The following is a 14736-nucleotide window of genomic DNA, read 5'->3' as shown; positions in this document are numbered from 1 at the left end:
ATGCCCCGCGTGTTTCAGGAAGACGTCGCCCGTGCCCTCAGCCGCCGAGGCTGGTTGAAAGGGTCGGGCGGCGACATGTACTTCCCTCCCCACGGCTACCCCCACCTCCACGCCCGCCTCTACGGGACCGGCGACCGCGACCGGATCCTCGACTGCATCCGGTACCTCGGCGTGACGCGGAGCGGCGCCGGCCAGAACACGGACCTCGTCCGCAACGGGCAGGCTGTCGGCGGCGGGCTCGCCAGCCTCGGCCGCGGTGAGATCAAGACCGAGGCGGACTACGTCCTCAACCACATGCGACTCCCGAGCTGACCCGCCTCGGTCGCTCCGCGAGCACACCGAGGCGGGCGGGGCCGGTCAGTACGCCTCCACGTGGACGCCCGCGACGGCGCGGCCGGACGGGTCGGCGGACGACGCGAACGACGCGTCCCACGCCAGCGCCTCGGGCGTGCTGCACGCGACCGACTTGCCGGACGGCACCGTCAGCGCGCAGGCGTCGTGGGGGTAGTGCTCCTCGAAGATGGTCCGGTAGAGGTAGCCCTCCTTCGTGTCCGGCGGGTGGATCGGGAAGCGGAAGTCGACGGCGGCCATCTGCTCGTCCGAGACCAGTTCCTCGGCGCGGGCCTTCAGCGAGTCGATCCACGAGTAGCCGACGCCGTCGGAGAACTGCTCCTTCTGGCGCCAGGCGACCGACGGCGGGAGCATGTCCTCGAAGGCCTCCCGCAGGATGTGCTTCTCCATCTTGCCGTCCGTGGGCCGCTTGGCCTCCGGGTCCAGGCGCATCGCCACGTCGAGGAACTCCTGGTCGAGGAACGGGACCCGGGCCTCGACGCCCCACGCCGCCATCGACTTGTTGGCGCGCAGGCAGTCGAACTGGTGGAGCCGGTCCAGCTTGCGGACGGTCTCCTCGTGGAACTGCTGGCCGTCGGGCGCCTTGTGGAAGTAGAGGTAGCCGCCGAAGATCTCGTCGGACCCCTCGCCCGAGAGCACCATCTTGATGCCCATCGCCTTGATGCGGCGGGCCATCAGGAACATCGGCGTGGCCGCGCGGATGGTGGTCACGTCGTAGGTCTCCAGGTGGCGGATGACCTCCGGGATCGCGTCCACGCCCTCGTCGACGGTGAAGGTGAGCGTGTGGTGCTCCGTCCCGATGTGGGCCGCGACCTCCTTGGCTGCTGCCAGGTCCGGCGACCCCTCCAGGCCGATCGCGAACGAGTGGAGATGAGGCCACCACGCCTCCTGCTGATCGTCCGCCTCGACGCGCTGCTTGGAGTACTTCATGGCGAGGGCGGCCGTGATGGACGAGTCCAGCCCGCCGGAGAGCAGCACGCCGTACGGCACGTCGGTCATCAGCTGGCGCTTGACGGCCGCGTCCAGCGCCTCGCGGACTGCCTCGGGCGTCGCGTCGTTGTCCTTGACGGCGTCGTACGCCATCCAGTCGCGCGTGTAGTAGCGGACCGGGTGGCCGACGGCGCTGTCCCAGACGTGGCCGGGGGGGAACGTCTCGATCTGCTTGCAGACCGGCACCAGCGCCTTCATCTCGGACGCCACGTACAGCGTCCCGTGCTCGTCGCGGCCGGTGTAGAGCGGCATCACGCCCATCGGGTCACGGGCGATCAGGTAGCGGTCCTGCTCCGCGTCCACCAGCACGAAGGCGAAGATGCCCGTCAGCCTGTCGAGGAAATCGGCCCCGTGCTCCTGGTAGAGCGCCAGGATGACCTCGCAGTCGGACTCGGTCTGGAACGTGAACGGCTCCGCCAGCCCCTCGCGCAGCGCGCGGTGGTTGTAGATCTCGCCGTTGACGGCCAGCGCGAGCGTTCCCTCCGGGTTGAGGAGCGGCTGGGCGCCGTGCATCACGTCGACGATGGCGAGCCGTTCGTGGGCCAGGATGGCGCGGTCCGTCGCGTAGACGCCCGACCAGTCGGGGCCGCGGTGGCGCTGCAGGCCGCTCAGGCGGACGGCCGTCGCCCGCGCGGTGGCGGGATCGGACTGGAGGTCGAGGAGGCCGAGGATGGAGCACATGAGATCGGGGGGGCGAGACGAGTGTCGGGTCGGGACAAAAAAAGAGCGGCCTCTCCGGGAGTGGAGAGGCCGCTCGGGTCGTGTGTGGGTCTGCTACCCTCTACGCACGCCACCGGTCACGCCTCCCTGAGGAGCCGAGATTCCGATTGACGAGATTGATCGAGAGAGACAAGGCAGGCGCCGGTCGAGTGCCTTCACGATATCGCCCGATGGGGGTCCGGGTCAAGGGGGAGTGAAAGATTGCCCTCAGATCGACTCCGTTTGTGAGCCCACCTCCCCCGCCTCGGAACCGAGGCGGAGGGACCTGGCCGCGCTACGCAGTCGGCTCGCCGCCGGTGGAGCCGAAGACCTCGCCGGTCGTGTAGCCCGACTCCTGGGTCGCCAGGAAGACGTACATCGGCGCGATCTCGGCGGGCTGGCCGGGGCGGCCGTACGGCACCTGGGAGCCGAACTCCTCGACCTTGTCCTGCGGCTGCCCGCCCGACGGCTGGAGCGGCGTCCAGAACGGGCCGGGCGCGACCGCGTTGACGCGGATGCCGTCCCCGATCACCTGCTTCGCGAGCGCCTTCGTGAACCCGATGATGGCCCACTTGGTGGAGGCGTAGTCGAGGAGCCCCGGCGACGGGCTGTAGCCCTGGATCGAGGTCGTGTTGATGATCGTGCCGCCCGGCGGGAGGTGCGGGAGCGCGGCCTTCGACAGCCAGAACATCGCGTAGACGTTCGTCTTGTAGGTCTGATCGAACTGCTCGGTCGTGAGGTCCTGGATGTCCTCGGTGTAGACCTGCTTGCCCGCGTTGATGACGACCGCGTCCAGCCCGCCGAGCTGGTCGACCGCGTCGGCGATGAGCTGCTCGCAGAACGCCTCGTCGGTGAGGTCGCCGGGCAGGCGGACGAGCGTGCCCCCCTCGCCCTCGATCAGGTCCGCGAGCGACTGGGCGTCGGGGCTCTCGGCGTCGAGGTAGTTGATGGCGACCGCCGCGCCCTCGCGCGCGTAGGCGATGGCCGTCGCCCGGCCGATGCCGGAGTCGCCGCCGGTGATGAGCGCCTTGCGGCCCTCCATCCGGCCGAGGCCGCGGTAGCTCGTCTCGCCGTGATCGGGAACGGGGTCCATCTCGCCGATCAGACCCGGCGCGGGCTGCGGCTGGCGCGGGAAGGGCGGGCGCGGGTACTGCGTGAGCGGGTTCTGGATGTCGTACTGGTTGGACGTGTCAGACATGGCGAAAGGGAAGGAAGAGGGGAGCCCTTGAATGCACAGCGGGCCGTGGGGGTTGTCCCCAGCTTCGTCCAACGACGAGATCCGGGAGCGGACCCGAACGCTCCGGATCCGGTTCACTCCTCGCCCTCGCTCCCCCGCCCATGCCCCGGCTCCCCCGTCTCCGCCCCGCCCGCCTCGGCGTCCTGCTGGGCCTCTGCGTGCTCGCGGGGTGCGAAGCGCCCGGCCGGTCGCCCGAGGCGGCCCCGGCTGCCCCCGACACGACGGTCCGCACCACGGCGCCCGCCGATGCCGTCGTGGGCGAGACGATCTACGTGCCGGTCTACTCCCACATCTTCCACCAGGACGGCACGCGCGAACTGGACCTGACGGCCACTCTCAGCATCCGCAACACGGACCCCGACCGGGCGCTCACCGTGGCGGAGGTCGGGTACTACGACTCGACGGGGCGGCTCGTGCGGCGCTACGTCGAGCAGCCGGTCTCGCTGGGGCCGCTGGCGTCCGAGGCGTTCGTGATCGAGGGCCGGGACCGGACGGGCGGCGTCGGCGCCAACTTCCTGGTCGAGTGGGTCGCGGAGGCCGAGGTGAGCGCGCCCCTCGTGGAGGCGGTCATGATCTCGACGGCCCAGGGGCAGGGTGTGTCGCTCGTCAGCCGCGGCCAGGTCGTGCGGACGCTCGGCGAGACGAAGCCCTGACGGCCGCGCCAGCCGCAGCCTCTCCTCGGACCTCCGGCTCCCCTCGCTGTCTCAACGCGATCTGCGCCTTCCCCTTGCTCCTCATGGCCACTACCTCGACGCTCTGGGATCGCCTCCGGTACACGCTCTATGCGCCGGTCTACGATCCCATCGTCCGACGCCTCGATGCCGGACGCCGGCGGTCGCTCGCGCTCGCCGACCTCCAGCCCGGTGAGCGGGTCCTGATCCCCGGGTGCGGGACGGGTCTCGACTTCGCCCACCTGCCGCCCGAGGCCGAGGTCGTTGCGGGCGACGTGGCGCCAGGCATGATCCGCGCCGCGCGCGCTGAGGCCGACCGCCTCGGATCCGTCGTCGAGGTCCGCAGGCTCGACGCCCACGCCCTCGACCTCCCCGACGCCTCGTTCGACGTGGTCCTGCTCCACCTCCTGCTCGCCGTCGTGCCGGACCCGGAGGCGGCGATCGGCGAAGCCGCCCGCGTGCTCCGGCCGGGCGGGCGGGTGGCCGTCTTCGACAAGTTCCTACCCGACGGCGAACGACCGTCGATCCGCCGCCGGCTCGCGGGCGCGGTCACCCGGATCGTCGCCACCGACCTGAACCGGCAGCTCGGCCCGCTCCTCGACGGCACCGGGCTCGGGCTCGAACACCGCGAGCCGGCCCTGTTCGGCGGGCTGTTCGAGGCGGCCCTGCTCCGCAAACCCCTCGCCGCCCCCCATGCCTGACCCGCTCCGCCTCGACCTCCCTCTCCTCCTTCCCGACGCGCCGGACGAGCGGGACGCCTGCGTGACGCGCCTCACCGACGCGCTCGCGGCGACGACGGGCGTCGAGGAGGCCCATGTGGTCCCGGCCGAGGGCGGGCGCCCGGCGCAGCTGTGCCTCCACTACGACCCGGCCGTGGTCGCGCTCCCGCGCCTGCGCCGGACCGCCGAGGCCGCGGGGACCGCGATCACGGCGCGCTACGGCCACGTCCTGTGGCCCGCCGACGGGCTGGGCCACCAGCGCCGCGCGCGGACCGTGACGGAACGCTTGCAGCAGACGCCCGGCGTCGTCGAGGCGGAGGCCAACGCGACCGGACCGATCCGCATCGAGTTCGACCGGGAGGCGACCTCCGAGGCCGACCTCCGCCGCGCCCTCGCCGACCTCGGCGTGACGGTGGACGCCCCCGAGCCTCCTGCGGACGACGACCATACGGGCCACGACCACGGACCGGATGAGGGCCACGACGCGCACGCTGGACACGGTCACGCTGGCGCACACGACCACGCCCACGGCGGTATCTTCGGGGAGCGGACGGAGTTGGTCTTCGCCGTCCTGAGCGGCGTCTGCGTCGGGCTGGGCTGGACGCTCGACACGGTCACCGAGGTGGCCGAGGCCGTCCCGCTGGCGCTCTACGTCGGCGCGTACGCGTTCGGCGGGTGGTTCACGGTCAAGGAGGCGTGGGAGTCGATCCGCGCGGGCCGCTTCGAGATCGACTTCCTGATGTTGGTGGCGGCGGCGGGCGCCGCGGCGCTGGGCGAGTGGTTCGAGGGCGGGCTGCTGCTGTTCCTCTTCTCGATCGGCCACGCGCTGGAGGGGTACGCGATGGGCCGCGCGCGGCGCGCCATCGAAGCCCTGGGCGAGCTAGCCCCCGCGACCGCCCGCGTCCGCCGCGAGGGCGTCGAGGCCGAGGTACCCGTCGGCAACCTGCGGGTCGGCGACACCGTGGTCGTCCGCCCCGACGAGCGGATCGCGGCCGACGGCGTCGTGGCGGTCGGCACGAGCGCGGTCGACCAGGCGCCCGTGACCGGTGAGAGCGTGCCCGTCGACAAGCGACCGGTGGACGACCTCGACGCCGCCCTGGCCGACGCCGAGGCGCTGGCGCCCGAGCACCGCGTGTTCGCGGGGACGCTCAACGGGAGCGGCGCGCTGGACGTCGTCGTGACCAAGCCCGCGGGCGAGACCACGCTGGCGCGCGTCGTCCAGATGGTGGCCGAGGCGGAGACGGAGCGCTCGCCGACGCAGCGGTTCACGGACCGCTTCGAGAAGGTGTTCGTGCCCTCCGTGCTGGCCCTCGTCGTCGGCCTGCTGTTCGCGTGGGTCGTGGTGGACGAGACGTTCGCCCAGTCCTTCTACCGCGCGATGGCCGTGCTCGTCGCCGCCTCGCCCTGCGCCCTCGCCATCGCGACGCCCAGCGCCGTGCTGTCGGGCGTTGCACGGGCCGGACGCAGCGGCGTGCTGGTCAAGGGCGGCGGTCCGCTCGAAGCGCTCGGCGGGCTGACGGCCATCGCCTTCGACAAGACGGGCACGCTGACCGAGGGCAGGCCCCGCGTCACCGACGTGATCCCGGCCGACGGCGCGACCGAGGCGGAGTTGCTAGAGGCCGTCGTCGCAGTCGAGCGGCTGAGCGAGCACCCCCTCGCGCGGGCCGTCGTGCGCGACCTGGCGGACCGCACGACGGGCGAGGTCCCGGCCGAGGACCTGCAGAGCGTGACCGGCCACGGCGTCCGCGCCCGCCTCGGCGACGAGGCGGTCGAGGTCGGCAAGCCTGCGCTGTTCACCCTCGACGGCGGCACGCCCGCCCCGGACGCGCTTCTCGACCGGGACCGCCAGCTCAAAGCCGACGGGCGGTCGACGATGCTGGTCCGCCGGGGCGACCGGTTCCTCGGCGTCGTCGGGTTGATGGACACGCCGCGGGCGAGCGCGAAGGCTGTCATCCAAAAACTCCACGCCCTCGGCATCGAGACGACGATCATGATCTCGGGCGACGCTCAGGTAGTCGCCGACTCTGTGGCGCGGGCCGTCGGCATCGACGAGGCGCGGGGCGACCTCCTGCCCGACGACAAGGTGGCGGCGATCCAGGCCCTCCGCCGGCGCGGCGAGGTGGCGATGGTCGGCGACGGCGTCAACGACGCGCCCGCGATGGCGAACGCGACCGTGGGCATCGCGATGGGCGCAGCGGGGAGCGACGTCGCGCTCGAAACCGCCGACGTGGCGCTCATGGCCGACGACCTGTCGAGACTTCCGTTCGCGGTCGGCCTGAGCCGGACGACCCGGCGCATCATCCGCCAGAACCTGTGGATGAGCCTGGGCATGGTCGCCTTCCTGGTCCCGGCGACGCTGTTCGGGCTCGGCATCGGCCCGGCCGTCGCGCTCCACGAGGGGTCGACGCTGGTGGTGGTCGCCAACGCGCTCCGGCTGCTGGCCTACCGGGAGTAGGACGGGGTGGATCGGGTCCGGCGGGCCTCGGGAAGGCTGGCGTCGCTCACTCGGCCGACGCATCGCTTCCAGAGCGACCGAATCGACCGACGCCGACGCGGAGGGGCGTTTTTGTGCGCGTTCGCGACCGTCTGGACGGGCGGTGCGGACCGTCGCCGCACGTAGGACGAGCGCGCATCCGGGCCTAGGAACCCGCCGATTCGCCCCAGAATGGAGGGTTCACGGATTATCGTTTGGCCACGGCGCTCCCTCGGGGTTTCCCCCAAGCCGGGCGCCGTGGCTCACCCTCGTGCCTCGGCACGGCTCCGACAGACCCTATGTCCCTGGCTCCTCTCGGGCGCGCTTTCCGGCTCGCCACCTTCGCTGGCCTTCTCTCGTTCGCCCCGCAGGCTGTCCAGGCCCAGATCTGCTCGGGGACGCCGGTCACGTTCTCCACCCCCGGCGCCTTCACGCCGCCCGTCGGCGACGACTACACCCTGACGGTCTCGGCGCGGGGAGCCGACGGCGCGCGGCCCACGAACTACCCCAGCAACGGCGGGCGCGGCGCCCGGGTCGTGTCGCGGTTCGTTGTGCCCGGCGGCACCACGTTCCAGGTCCTGACCGGCTCGGCGGGCTTGGCGGGAACCGTCTCGGCGGGCGGCGGCGGTGGCACGGCGGTCGCGACAGGCTCCACGCTGCTCACGGTCGCGGGCGGCGGCGGCGGCGGCGGACAGGGCAACGCCCCCGGTGAAGGCGGCCGCGCGGCACTCGGAGGCACGCCGGCGGGCGGCGCACAGGGCGCAGGCCCCGCGGGCGGAGGCGGTGGCGGCGGTGGATTCGGCGTCGCAGGGGCCGGCACGGCCGGATCCGGGGGTGGCGCAGGCGCGACGAACGCACGCGGCCAGGGCGGAACGGGCGGCGGGTCCGTCATCGTGACCGCTCCGGGTGCGGGCGGCAACGGGGGCAACGGCGTCGGCGCGGGCGGAGGAGGTGTCAACGGCGGCGGTGGCGGCGGCGGCTACCTGGGCGGCGACGGCGGCCTCTCCAACCTGACCAGCTTCGGCGGCGGCTCCGGCGGCACGTCCTACGTCAACACGGGCGTGTTCTCGGGCGAGGTGCTCTCCGCCACCGACGGCACCACCGGCGACGTCGCGAGCGAGACGCCCGGCGATCCCTTCGGCAAAAAGGACGGCGAGGTGACCATCACCTGTGAGGTGATCGTGCCCGCAGTCGGCGTCACCTTCCCCGGCACCGACGGGCTGGGCAACGACACGGGCTGGCGCCTGCTCGGCCCGACCGCCGAGACGGCCACGCTCGCCGACCTCGCCGACGACCTCGACCTGACGCTCGACGCGCCCGGCGGGCTGGGCCGTGTCCTCCGCTGGACCGGCCGCACCTGGGTCGCCGTCGCCGACGCCGACGAGATTGGCGGCGGGCAGGCGGTCGCCGTCTACCTCCCCGACTCCGCCGACGAGCCGCTGACCTCCGCCGGCATCACGGTCGACTACGCCGCCGCGGCGCCGACGGCGGCCGCCAGCGCAGGCCCGCTGGACGACCAGACGGCCTTCGCGCTCGTCGGCAACCCGTTCGCCCAGACCTTCGACCTGTCGACGCTGGACGCCGAGGGCTTCCGCGACGCCGTCTTCGTGTGGGACGCCGAGACGATGAGCTACGAGTCCCGCTCGCGGACGCTCGGCGACGCACTCGCTCCGGCCGAGGCCGGGTTCCTGCGCCGCGACCGGATCGGGCGGGGCGCCACCAGCGTCACGCTCCCGGTGCCCGCCGCGGCCGCCCGCCGGGCGCAGACCGAGGTCGGGCGCGTCCGCCTGGCGGTCACCGCGCTTGACGCCGACGGCGCCGTGCTCGGCCAGGCCCAGGTCGCCGTCCTCCTCACCCCGGACGCCTCCAGCGGCTCCGACGCCTTCGACACGCCCGCACCGGGTCCGCTGGCGGCCGCCTTCGCCCTGGCCGCCGTCGGCGACGACGCGCTCGGCCAGGAGGGCCTGCCGACGGGCGACGTGGCGACGCGCCTTCGCATTGGGGCCGTCCGCCTGGGCGCCGCGCGGTACGAGATCCGCCTGCTGGACGCCGACGGCAGCGTTCCGGTCGGGACCGTCGTCGCCACGTTCGGCGGGCAGACGGTCGACCTCGCGCAAGGCCGCGTCCTCCAGATCCCCGCCTCGGCCGTGACCGAGGGGACCTCGATGGAGACCGGCCTGGCCGGGGCCGCCGAGATCCCGCTGACCCTCTCCTCCGCCTCGACCGCCGCCGACGGTCCGCTCTCGGCCGCGACGCTGGCGCTCGCCGCCGCCCCGAACCCGGTGCGCGGCCTGGCCCGCCTGACGTGGTCGGCCGACGGCCCGGCGCAGGTGGCGGTCTACGACGCCCTGGGCCGCCAGGTCGCCGTGGTCGCGGACGCCTCAATGCAGTCCGCCGCCACCTTCGACACGAGCGGCCTGCCGGCCGGTGTCTACGTCGTCCGCCTGAGCACGTCTGCGGGCGTCGCCGTGCAGCGCCTCACCGTGGTCCGCTGATGCTGCGCGTGCTGCCCCTGCTCTTGCTCGCCGTGGCCGCCCAGGCCCAGAGCGCGTGGTCGGACGACATCGCCCGCGTGGCGGTGCTGGACGCCGTCGGCGTGGTCGAGGTCACCGACGCGTCCTCTGCGAGCCGCACGGTCGCCGTGACCTGCCCCGAGGGCGCCACGTGCCGCCTCGTCGCCGACGCCCCTGCCCCCTCCGCCGCGATCGCGCTCCAGATGGCCGCCCACGGCCTGGTGGCCCCCACCACGGCCGACGCCCGGCTCCGCACCCACGCCTGCGACGCCGCCGGGCCGTGCGAGCTGGCGACCGGCCTCCCCGCCGGGCGGACGCTCGTCACCCTCGACCTCGGCGCCCGCGTCGACGCGCTCGCTCCCGCGGGCGCCCACCCGCTCCACGTTCATCTCTGGGTCCTCGCGGACCCTGTCCCCGGGGGCGCGCTCACGGCGCCCCTTCGCTCACACACCCTGTTCACCCCCACACTCCGATGACCCGCTTCTTCCTCACCGCGCTCGCGCTCCTGCTCGCGCCCGCCGCCTTCGCCCAGTCCGCCACGTCGACCGACGAGAGCCTCGACCTCCTCGTCCAGATCGAGGGCTTCGCCCAGATCGTCTCCCTCGACGACGTGGACGGCACGCCCGACTCGGACCTGATCTTCGACTTCGCTCCCGGCCTCGACGACGCCGACCCGACGACCGGCGCCCCGCCCGCTGCCGTCGCCTTCGACGATCGGATCGTGTTCGCGACCAACTACGCGACCGCCCAGCAGGTCGACATCGACGTGACCGGCGCCACGGCCGGCGACTGGAACGACGTGACGATCACGGTCACGCCGGGCGCGATCTCGACCATCAACACGTCGACCAGCGTCGCGGGCGACGCCGGGTCCTGCGGCACCGCCGGAGGCGCCGTCGCCCTGACGGCCGACGCGACCGACGTGCCCGCCGCCAGCGGCATCACGCTGTGCCACGCGACCCAGCTCGTCAACTACTCGGTCGAGCTGAACTCGATCACGGCCGACGAGACGGACCGCGCGTTCGACGTGACCTACACGATCTTGGCCACGGAGTAATGCCGCGCTTCTCCCTCCTCCTGCTCCTCGGACTCGCCCTCGCGCCCGCCGCGTGGGCCCAGTCCGACACGGACGACCAGCTCGACCTGATCGTGCAGATCGAGCCGTTCACCCACGTCGTCTCGCTGGACGACCAGGACGGCGCCGCGGACTCGGACCTGGTGTTCGACTTCGCGCCCGGCCTAGACGACACCGACCCGACGGCCCCCGCGGGCACCGGCAGCACGCTGGCGCTGAGCGACCGGATCACGTTCGCGACCAACCTCGACTTCGCCCACCAGGTCGACATCGCCGTCGAGGCGGCCTCGGCGGGCGACTGGAACGACCTGTCGATCACGGTCACGCCGGGCGCGATCTCGACCATCAACACGTCGACGAGCACGTCGGGCACGCCGGGGTCCTGCGGGGCTCAGGGCGGCGCCGTCACGCTCACCGCCGACGACACCGAGATCGCGGCCGCCAGCGGCATCACGCTCTGCCACGCGACCCAGGTCATCGGCTACTCGGTCGAGCTGGACGACCTCACGGCCGACGAGGCCGACCGGTCGTTCGACGTGACGTACACGATCCTGCAGACGGCCGCCCCGGCCTTCCCGGGCGGATGATGCGCGGCCTGCTCCTGGCGCTCCTCTGGGCCGTCGCCTCCGGGGCGGCGGCCCAGATCCATGTTCGCTCGGGGCTGATCGTGCCGACCGAGGTCGCGCCCGGCGCCGAGGACGAGGCGGCCATCGAGCTGTTCAACGCGGGCACCGAGGCGGTCCAGATGCGGGTCTACCTCCAGGACCTGGCCTTCGACCGAGGGCGCCCCTCGTACGGCGCCCCCGGCACGGCGCCGCGCTCCAACGCGGGCTGGCTGTCGATGCCCGCGACGGTGCTGACGGTGCTGCCGGGCCAGACGGCACTGGTGCCCTACACCACGCGCGTTCCGGACGAGCCGGGGCTGGCCGGCTCGTACTGGTCGGTCGCCCTCATCGAGGAGGTCCTCCCCGAGGCGCCGTCGGCGACGGACGACGGGCAGCGGCAGGTCCGCATCCGGCGGCGGTCGCGGCTGGGCGTCCAGCTCATCACGCACGTCGGGCCGGGCGAGCTCGGGTTCGAGGTGCGCGACGAGGCCGTCGTGACGGGCGCCGAGGGCGACGTGCTGACGTTCACGCTCGCCAACACGGGCGAGATGGCGCTCGGCCCGGAGGTCCTGGCCGAGGTCTACGGTCCCGACGGCGCGCTGGCGGAGACGGTCGCGGGCGGACGCCCGATCCTCTACCCCGGCTCGTCGATCACCGTCCGCCTCCCGCTGACGGCACCGCGCGCGGGCCACACGGCGCTCGTCATCATCGACCCGGGCGCGGACGACGTGTTCGGCAAGGAGATCGCGCTCGACGGGCTCCCCTCGGGCGGCTAGGTGCGGGCGGTCGCCCTGGCGGTGTGGTGGAGCGTGCTGATCGGCGGTGTGCTGTCTCCGACGCACGCCCAGGTCACCCTCCGAGCCCCCGAGGCGGGCGCGGTCGAGGTGGCCGACGGCGGGCGGGCCACGCTGGCCTTCCGCGTCACCAGCGCCGACTCGGCGCGCGTCCGCGTCGCGGTGGACGCCCCGCCGACGTGGCGCACGCGCGGGCCGCGGACGCTGGCGCTCGGCCCCGGCGCCCGGTCGGTGTTCGTGATCGTGTCGCCGCCGCAAGGCGCCGCCGCAGGGACCGTCCCGGTCCGGGTGACGCTGCTCAGCCCGGACACGCTGGCCCAGGCGCAGGTCGCGGTCACCATCCCCGAGCGCCGGGCCGCGCGGATCGCGGTCGGCCGCCCGACGCACCCGCTCGTCGCCGGGGAGCCGAGCGACCTGCCCGTGACGCTGGCGAACGACGGCAACGTGCCCCTCACGCTCGACCTCGTGGCCGCCGTCCCGGTGGGCTGGGACGCCCGCCTCGGGCAGCGCGCAGTCACCATCGGGATCGGCGAGACCATCGTCACGACGTTGACGCTGACCGCTCCGTCGGCGCTGGTCGAGAGCCGCGGCATCCGGGTCCGCCTGGACGCCGCCGACGCGGCCTCGGGGCTCGTCGAGACCACCGACGTGCGCGTGCTGGCCGTTCCCGAGCCCGGCGCGCTCCGGCTGGCGCGGCACGACCTGCCCGGGCGCGTCGGCATCGAGGTCGCCACACGGTCCGACCCGGTCGGCGGGTCGCAGTCGGGCGCGCTCGTCACGTTCGACGCGGGCGGCCTGCTGCGCGAGAACGGCGACGCGCGGCTTCGGGTCAGCGTGCGGGCGCCCGCGGTCGGCGGCGACGCGCTCACCGGCCGCGACCTCTACCGGGCCCAGCTCTCGACGCCGACCACCATCACCACCCTCGGCGACGCGGCCGTCGACCACGGCCCGCTGGCAGGCGTGGTGCTCGGGGCGGGCATCGCCGGGGAGGCCGAGCGCGCGCGGTGGACGGCGGGCGCCTTCGCCCTCGGCGACCGGATCGGCTACCTGCCCGGCGACCGAACCGTCGGCCTCCGCGCGTCGCGGTCGGTCGGGACGGCGGCGATGCCGATCCGCATCGGGGCGATGGGGCTGGTGCGAACCGGCCCGCTGGCGGGCACCCTGCTCGGCCTGCGGACGGTCGTGGAGCCGGCCCAGGGCGTCCGGGTGGACGTGGAAGCGGGCCTGGGCGGAGCCACCGAGGCGGGCGGCGCGGCGCGGCTGGACGTGCGCCGCGGCCCGGTCCGCCTGACCGCCGCCACCCGGTCGACGCCCTCCTCCTTCCCCCTGCTCACGGCGGGCACGGTCGACGCGCGCGGCGAGGCCGTCCTCTACGTCGGCGACGGCTACGTGTCCGCCCGGGCGACGCGCTACCGGGTGCTGGCGCGCGAGGGGCGGGTCGGGATCGCGCTGGAGAACGCGCGTCTGTCGGGCCGCACGGGCCGAGGCCTCCAGTGGGAGGTCGGCGGCACGCGCTACGTCCGCGACGCGCGGCCGCTGGCCGAGGGGGCCGCGCGCGTGCGGAGCCCGTTCCAGCTGGGACGGGTTCAGGGCGACCTCCGCGGGTTCGCCCGCCGCCGGATCGCAGGGGAGGCACGGGACGATGAGGCCGGGGCGGATGTCGCCACCCGGCTCCGCCTCGGGGCGGGCGCCGAGGTGCTCGTCGGGCTGGGCGGCTCGGCGTCGACCCAGACCGGCCTGGCGTGGCGCCCGTCACTCGGCGCCGCGATCCGGCCGACGCCCTCGCTGCTCGTCCGCGCCACCGTCTTCGCCCAGCAGCGGCTCCGCGAGGGCGCGCAGGACCTGTGGGGCCTTGACGGCGCGCTCGCATGGACCGCCCGCAGCGGGCAGCGCCTCTCCGCCCGCGTCCTCCGCCTGGCCGACGACGCCGACCCGTTCCGCCTGACCGCCGACCGCTGGCAGGCGCTCGTGACACTGTCGCAGCCACTGGCGCTGCCCCTAGCGCGGAGCCGCGAGAGCGGGGCCGTCCAGGGCCGCGTCATCGACCCCGAGACCGGGCTGGGGCTGGGCGGCGTGCCCGTGTTCGTCGGGCAGACCGCCGCGCTGTCGGCGCCCGACGGGTCGTTCGCCCTCTCCGGCCTCCCGCCCGGCGCCTACGAGCTGACCGTCGGCGCGGACGCGGCCGGGGCGTCGCCGTACGCGCTCGGCGCGGTCCCCGTGCGCGTCGGCGGCGGCGAGGTGACACGACTGGCCGACCTCGCCGCGCCGGCGAGCGCGGAGGTGATCGGCCGAGCCCTCCTGCTGGAGGCCTCGCGCACGGGCCGCCAGCTCGCCGGGCCGTCGCGGCCGCTGGGCGGCGTCTCGGTCGAGATCGTCGGCGAGACGGGGGCCAGCCTGCGGGGCGTGACCGACCCCGAGGGCGCGTTCCGGTTCGTCGGCCTGGCGCCGGGGCGCTACACGGTCCGCGTGGACCCGGCGGCGCTGCCGCGCGGGGTGACCGCTGAGGCGGTCGAGATCGACCTCACGTCGGGCACCGTGGCTGCGGTCACGCTGGAGGCCGCGCCCCGGCGGCGGACGTTCCGGCGCCTCGACTGAGTCCGAGACGGAGG

Annotated in this window: 12 protein-coding genes; 10 read left to right on the top strand and 2 right to left on the bottom strand. The window is 74.2% G+C overall.

All coding sequences use genetic code 11. The annotated features are described in order from the left end of the window. Positions 1-75 precede the first annotated feature (75 nt). The gene (locus B1759_RS12125; RefSeq protein WP_143537372.1) at positions 76-312 is read left to right on the top strand and encodes a hypothetical protein; all 237 of its coding nucleotides are present in this window, start codon (positions 76-78) and stop codon (positions 310-312) included. 45 nt (positions 313-357) lie between these two features. Here B1759_RS12125 and asnB read toward each other — a convergent pair whose 3' ends face one another. Continuing rightward, positions 358-2022, bottom strand: a complete 1665-nt coding sequence (gene asnB / locus B1759_RS12120; protein ID WP_095515340.1) for an asparagine synthase B — start codon at positions 2020-2022, stop codon at positions 358-360. Positions 2023-2335: 313 nt separating this feature from the next. Continuing rightward, positions 2336-3238 carry an SDR family oxidoreductase gene (locus B1759_RS12115; protein ID WP_095515339.1) on the bottom strand — a complete coding sequence of 301 codons (903 nt, stop codon included), beginning with the start codon at positions 3236-3238 and terminating at the stop codon, positions 2336-2338. Between the two features lie 140 nt (positions 3239-3378). Between B1759_RS12115 and B1759_RS12110 the strand changes: the two genes are divergently transcribed. The 9 genes from B1759_RS12110 (at position 3379) to B1759_RS12070 (ending at position 14722) form a co-directional block, all read left to right on the top strand. After that, positions 3379-3930 (top strand): DUF3124 domain-containing protein, encoded by a 552-nt coding sequence (locus tag B1759_RS12110; protein ID WP_095515338.1) that lies wholly within the window; start codon positions 3379-3381, stop codon positions 3928-3930. Positions 3931-4013: 83 nt separating this feature from the next. Beyond that, positions 4014-4649, top strand: a complete 636-nt coding sequence (locus tag B1759_RS12105; protein WP_095515337.1) for a class I SAM-dependent methyltransferase — start codon at positions 4014-4016, stop codon at positions 4647-4649. Beyond that, entirely contained in the window at positions 4642-7122 is a 2481-nt protein-coding gene (locus B1759_RS12100; protein WP_095515336.1) for a heavy metal translocating P-type ATPase, read from the top strand. Before B1759_RS12105 ends, B1759_RS12100 begins: the two co-directional genes overlap by 8 nt. 317 nt (positions 7123-7439) lie before the next feature. Further along, the gene (locus B1759_RS20470; RefSeq protein ID WP_158225233.1) at positions 7440-9635 is read left to right on the top strand and encodes a T9SS type A sorting domain-containing protein; all 2196 of its coding nucleotides are present in this window, start codon (positions 7440-7442) and stop codon (positions 9633-9635) included. 8 nt (positions 9636-9643) lie between these two features. Further along, positions 9644-10129 carry a hypothetical protein gene (locus tag B1759_RS12090; RefSeq protein WP_143537370.1) on the top strand — a complete coding sequence of 162 codons (486 nt, stop codon included), beginning with the start codon at positions 9644-9646 and terminating at the stop codon, positions 10127-10129. Beyond that, positions 10126-10710, top strand: coding sequence for a hypothetical protein (locus tag B1759_RS12085; RefSeq protein ID WP_095515333.1), 585 nt, complete (start codon positions 10126-10128; stop codon positions 10708-10710). Before B1759_RS12090 ends, B1759_RS12085 begins: the two co-directional genes overlap by 4 nt. After that, complete coding sequence (locus B1759_RS12080) at positions 10710-11315, top strand: hypothetical protein (RefSeq protein ID WP_095515332.1); 606 nt, start codon at positions 10710-10712, stop codon at positions 11313-11315. The genes B1759_RS12085 and B1759_RS12080 overlap by 1 nt, the downstream gene beginning before the upstream one ends. Further along, positions 11315-12109 (top strand): hypothetical protein, encoded by a 795-nt coding sequence (locus B1759_RS12075; RefSeq protein ID WP_095515331.1) that lies wholly within the window; start codon positions 11315-11317, stop codon positions 12107-12109. The genes B1759_RS12080 and B1759_RS12075 overlap by 1 nt, the downstream gene beginning before the upstream one ends. Then, positions 12110-14722, top strand: a complete 2613-nt coding sequence (locus B1759_RS12070; RefSeq protein ID WP_095515330.1) for a hypothetical protein — start codon at positions 12110-12112, stop codon at positions 14720-14722. Positions 14723-14736: the final 14 nt, after the last annotated feature.

The organism is Rubrivirga sp. SAORIC476, from assembly GCF_002283555.1.
In the GTDB taxonomy this organism is placed as follows: domain Bacteria; phylum Bacteroidota; class Rhodothermia; order Rhodothermales; family Rubricoccaceae; genus Rubrivirga.
The sequence above is the reverse complement of the archived record's forward strand: the minus strand, read 5'-3'. Positions and strand labels throughout refer to the sequence as shown.

What these genes read in the sequence shown, in the direction of transcription:
- B1759_RS12110 (WP_095515338.1), top strand. Translation starts at nt 3,379, where the DNA reads ATGCCCCGGCTCCCCCGTCTCCGCCCCGCCCGCCTCGGCGTCCTGCTG.
- B1759_RS20470 (WP_158225233.1), top strand. Translation starts at nt 7,440, where the DNA reads ATGTCCCTGGCTCCTCTCGGGCGCGCTTTCCGGCTCGCCACCTTCGCT.
- B1759_RS12075 (WP_095515331.1), top strand. Translation starts at nt 11,315, where the DNA reads ATGCGCGGCCTGCTCCTGGCGCTCCTCTGGGCCGTCGCCTCCGGGGCG.
- B1759_RS12080 (WP_095515332.1), top strand. Translation starts at nt 10,710, where the DNA reads ATGCCGCGCTTCTCCCTCCTCCTGCTCCTCGGACTCGCCCTCGCGCCC.
- B1759_RS12100 (WP_095515336.1), top strand. Translation starts at nt 4,642, where the DNA reads ATGCCTGACCCGCTCCGCCTCGACCTCCCTCTCCTCCTTCCCGACGCG.
- B1759_RS12105 (WP_095515337.1), top strand. Translation starts at nt 4,014, where the DNA reads ATGGCCACTACCTCGACGCTCTGGGATCGCCTCCGGTACACGCTCTAT.
- B1759_RS12115 (WP_095515339.1), bottom strand. Translation starts at nt 3,238, where the DNA reads ATGTCTGACACGTCCAACCAGTACGACATCCAGAACCCGCTCACGCAG.
- asnB (WP_095515340.1), bottom strand. Translation starts at nt 2,022, where the DNA reads ATGTGCTCCATCCTCGGCCTCCTCGACCTCCAGTCCGATCCCGCCACC.
- B1759_RS12125 (WP_143537372.1), top strand. Translation starts at nt 76, where the DNA reads ATGTACTTCCCTCCCCACGGCTACCCCCACCTCCACGCCCGCCTCTAC.
- B1759_RS12085 (WP_095515333.1), top strand. Translation starts at nt 10,126, where the DNA reads ATGACCCGCTTCTTCCTCACCGCGCTCGCGCTCCTGCTCGCGCCCGCC.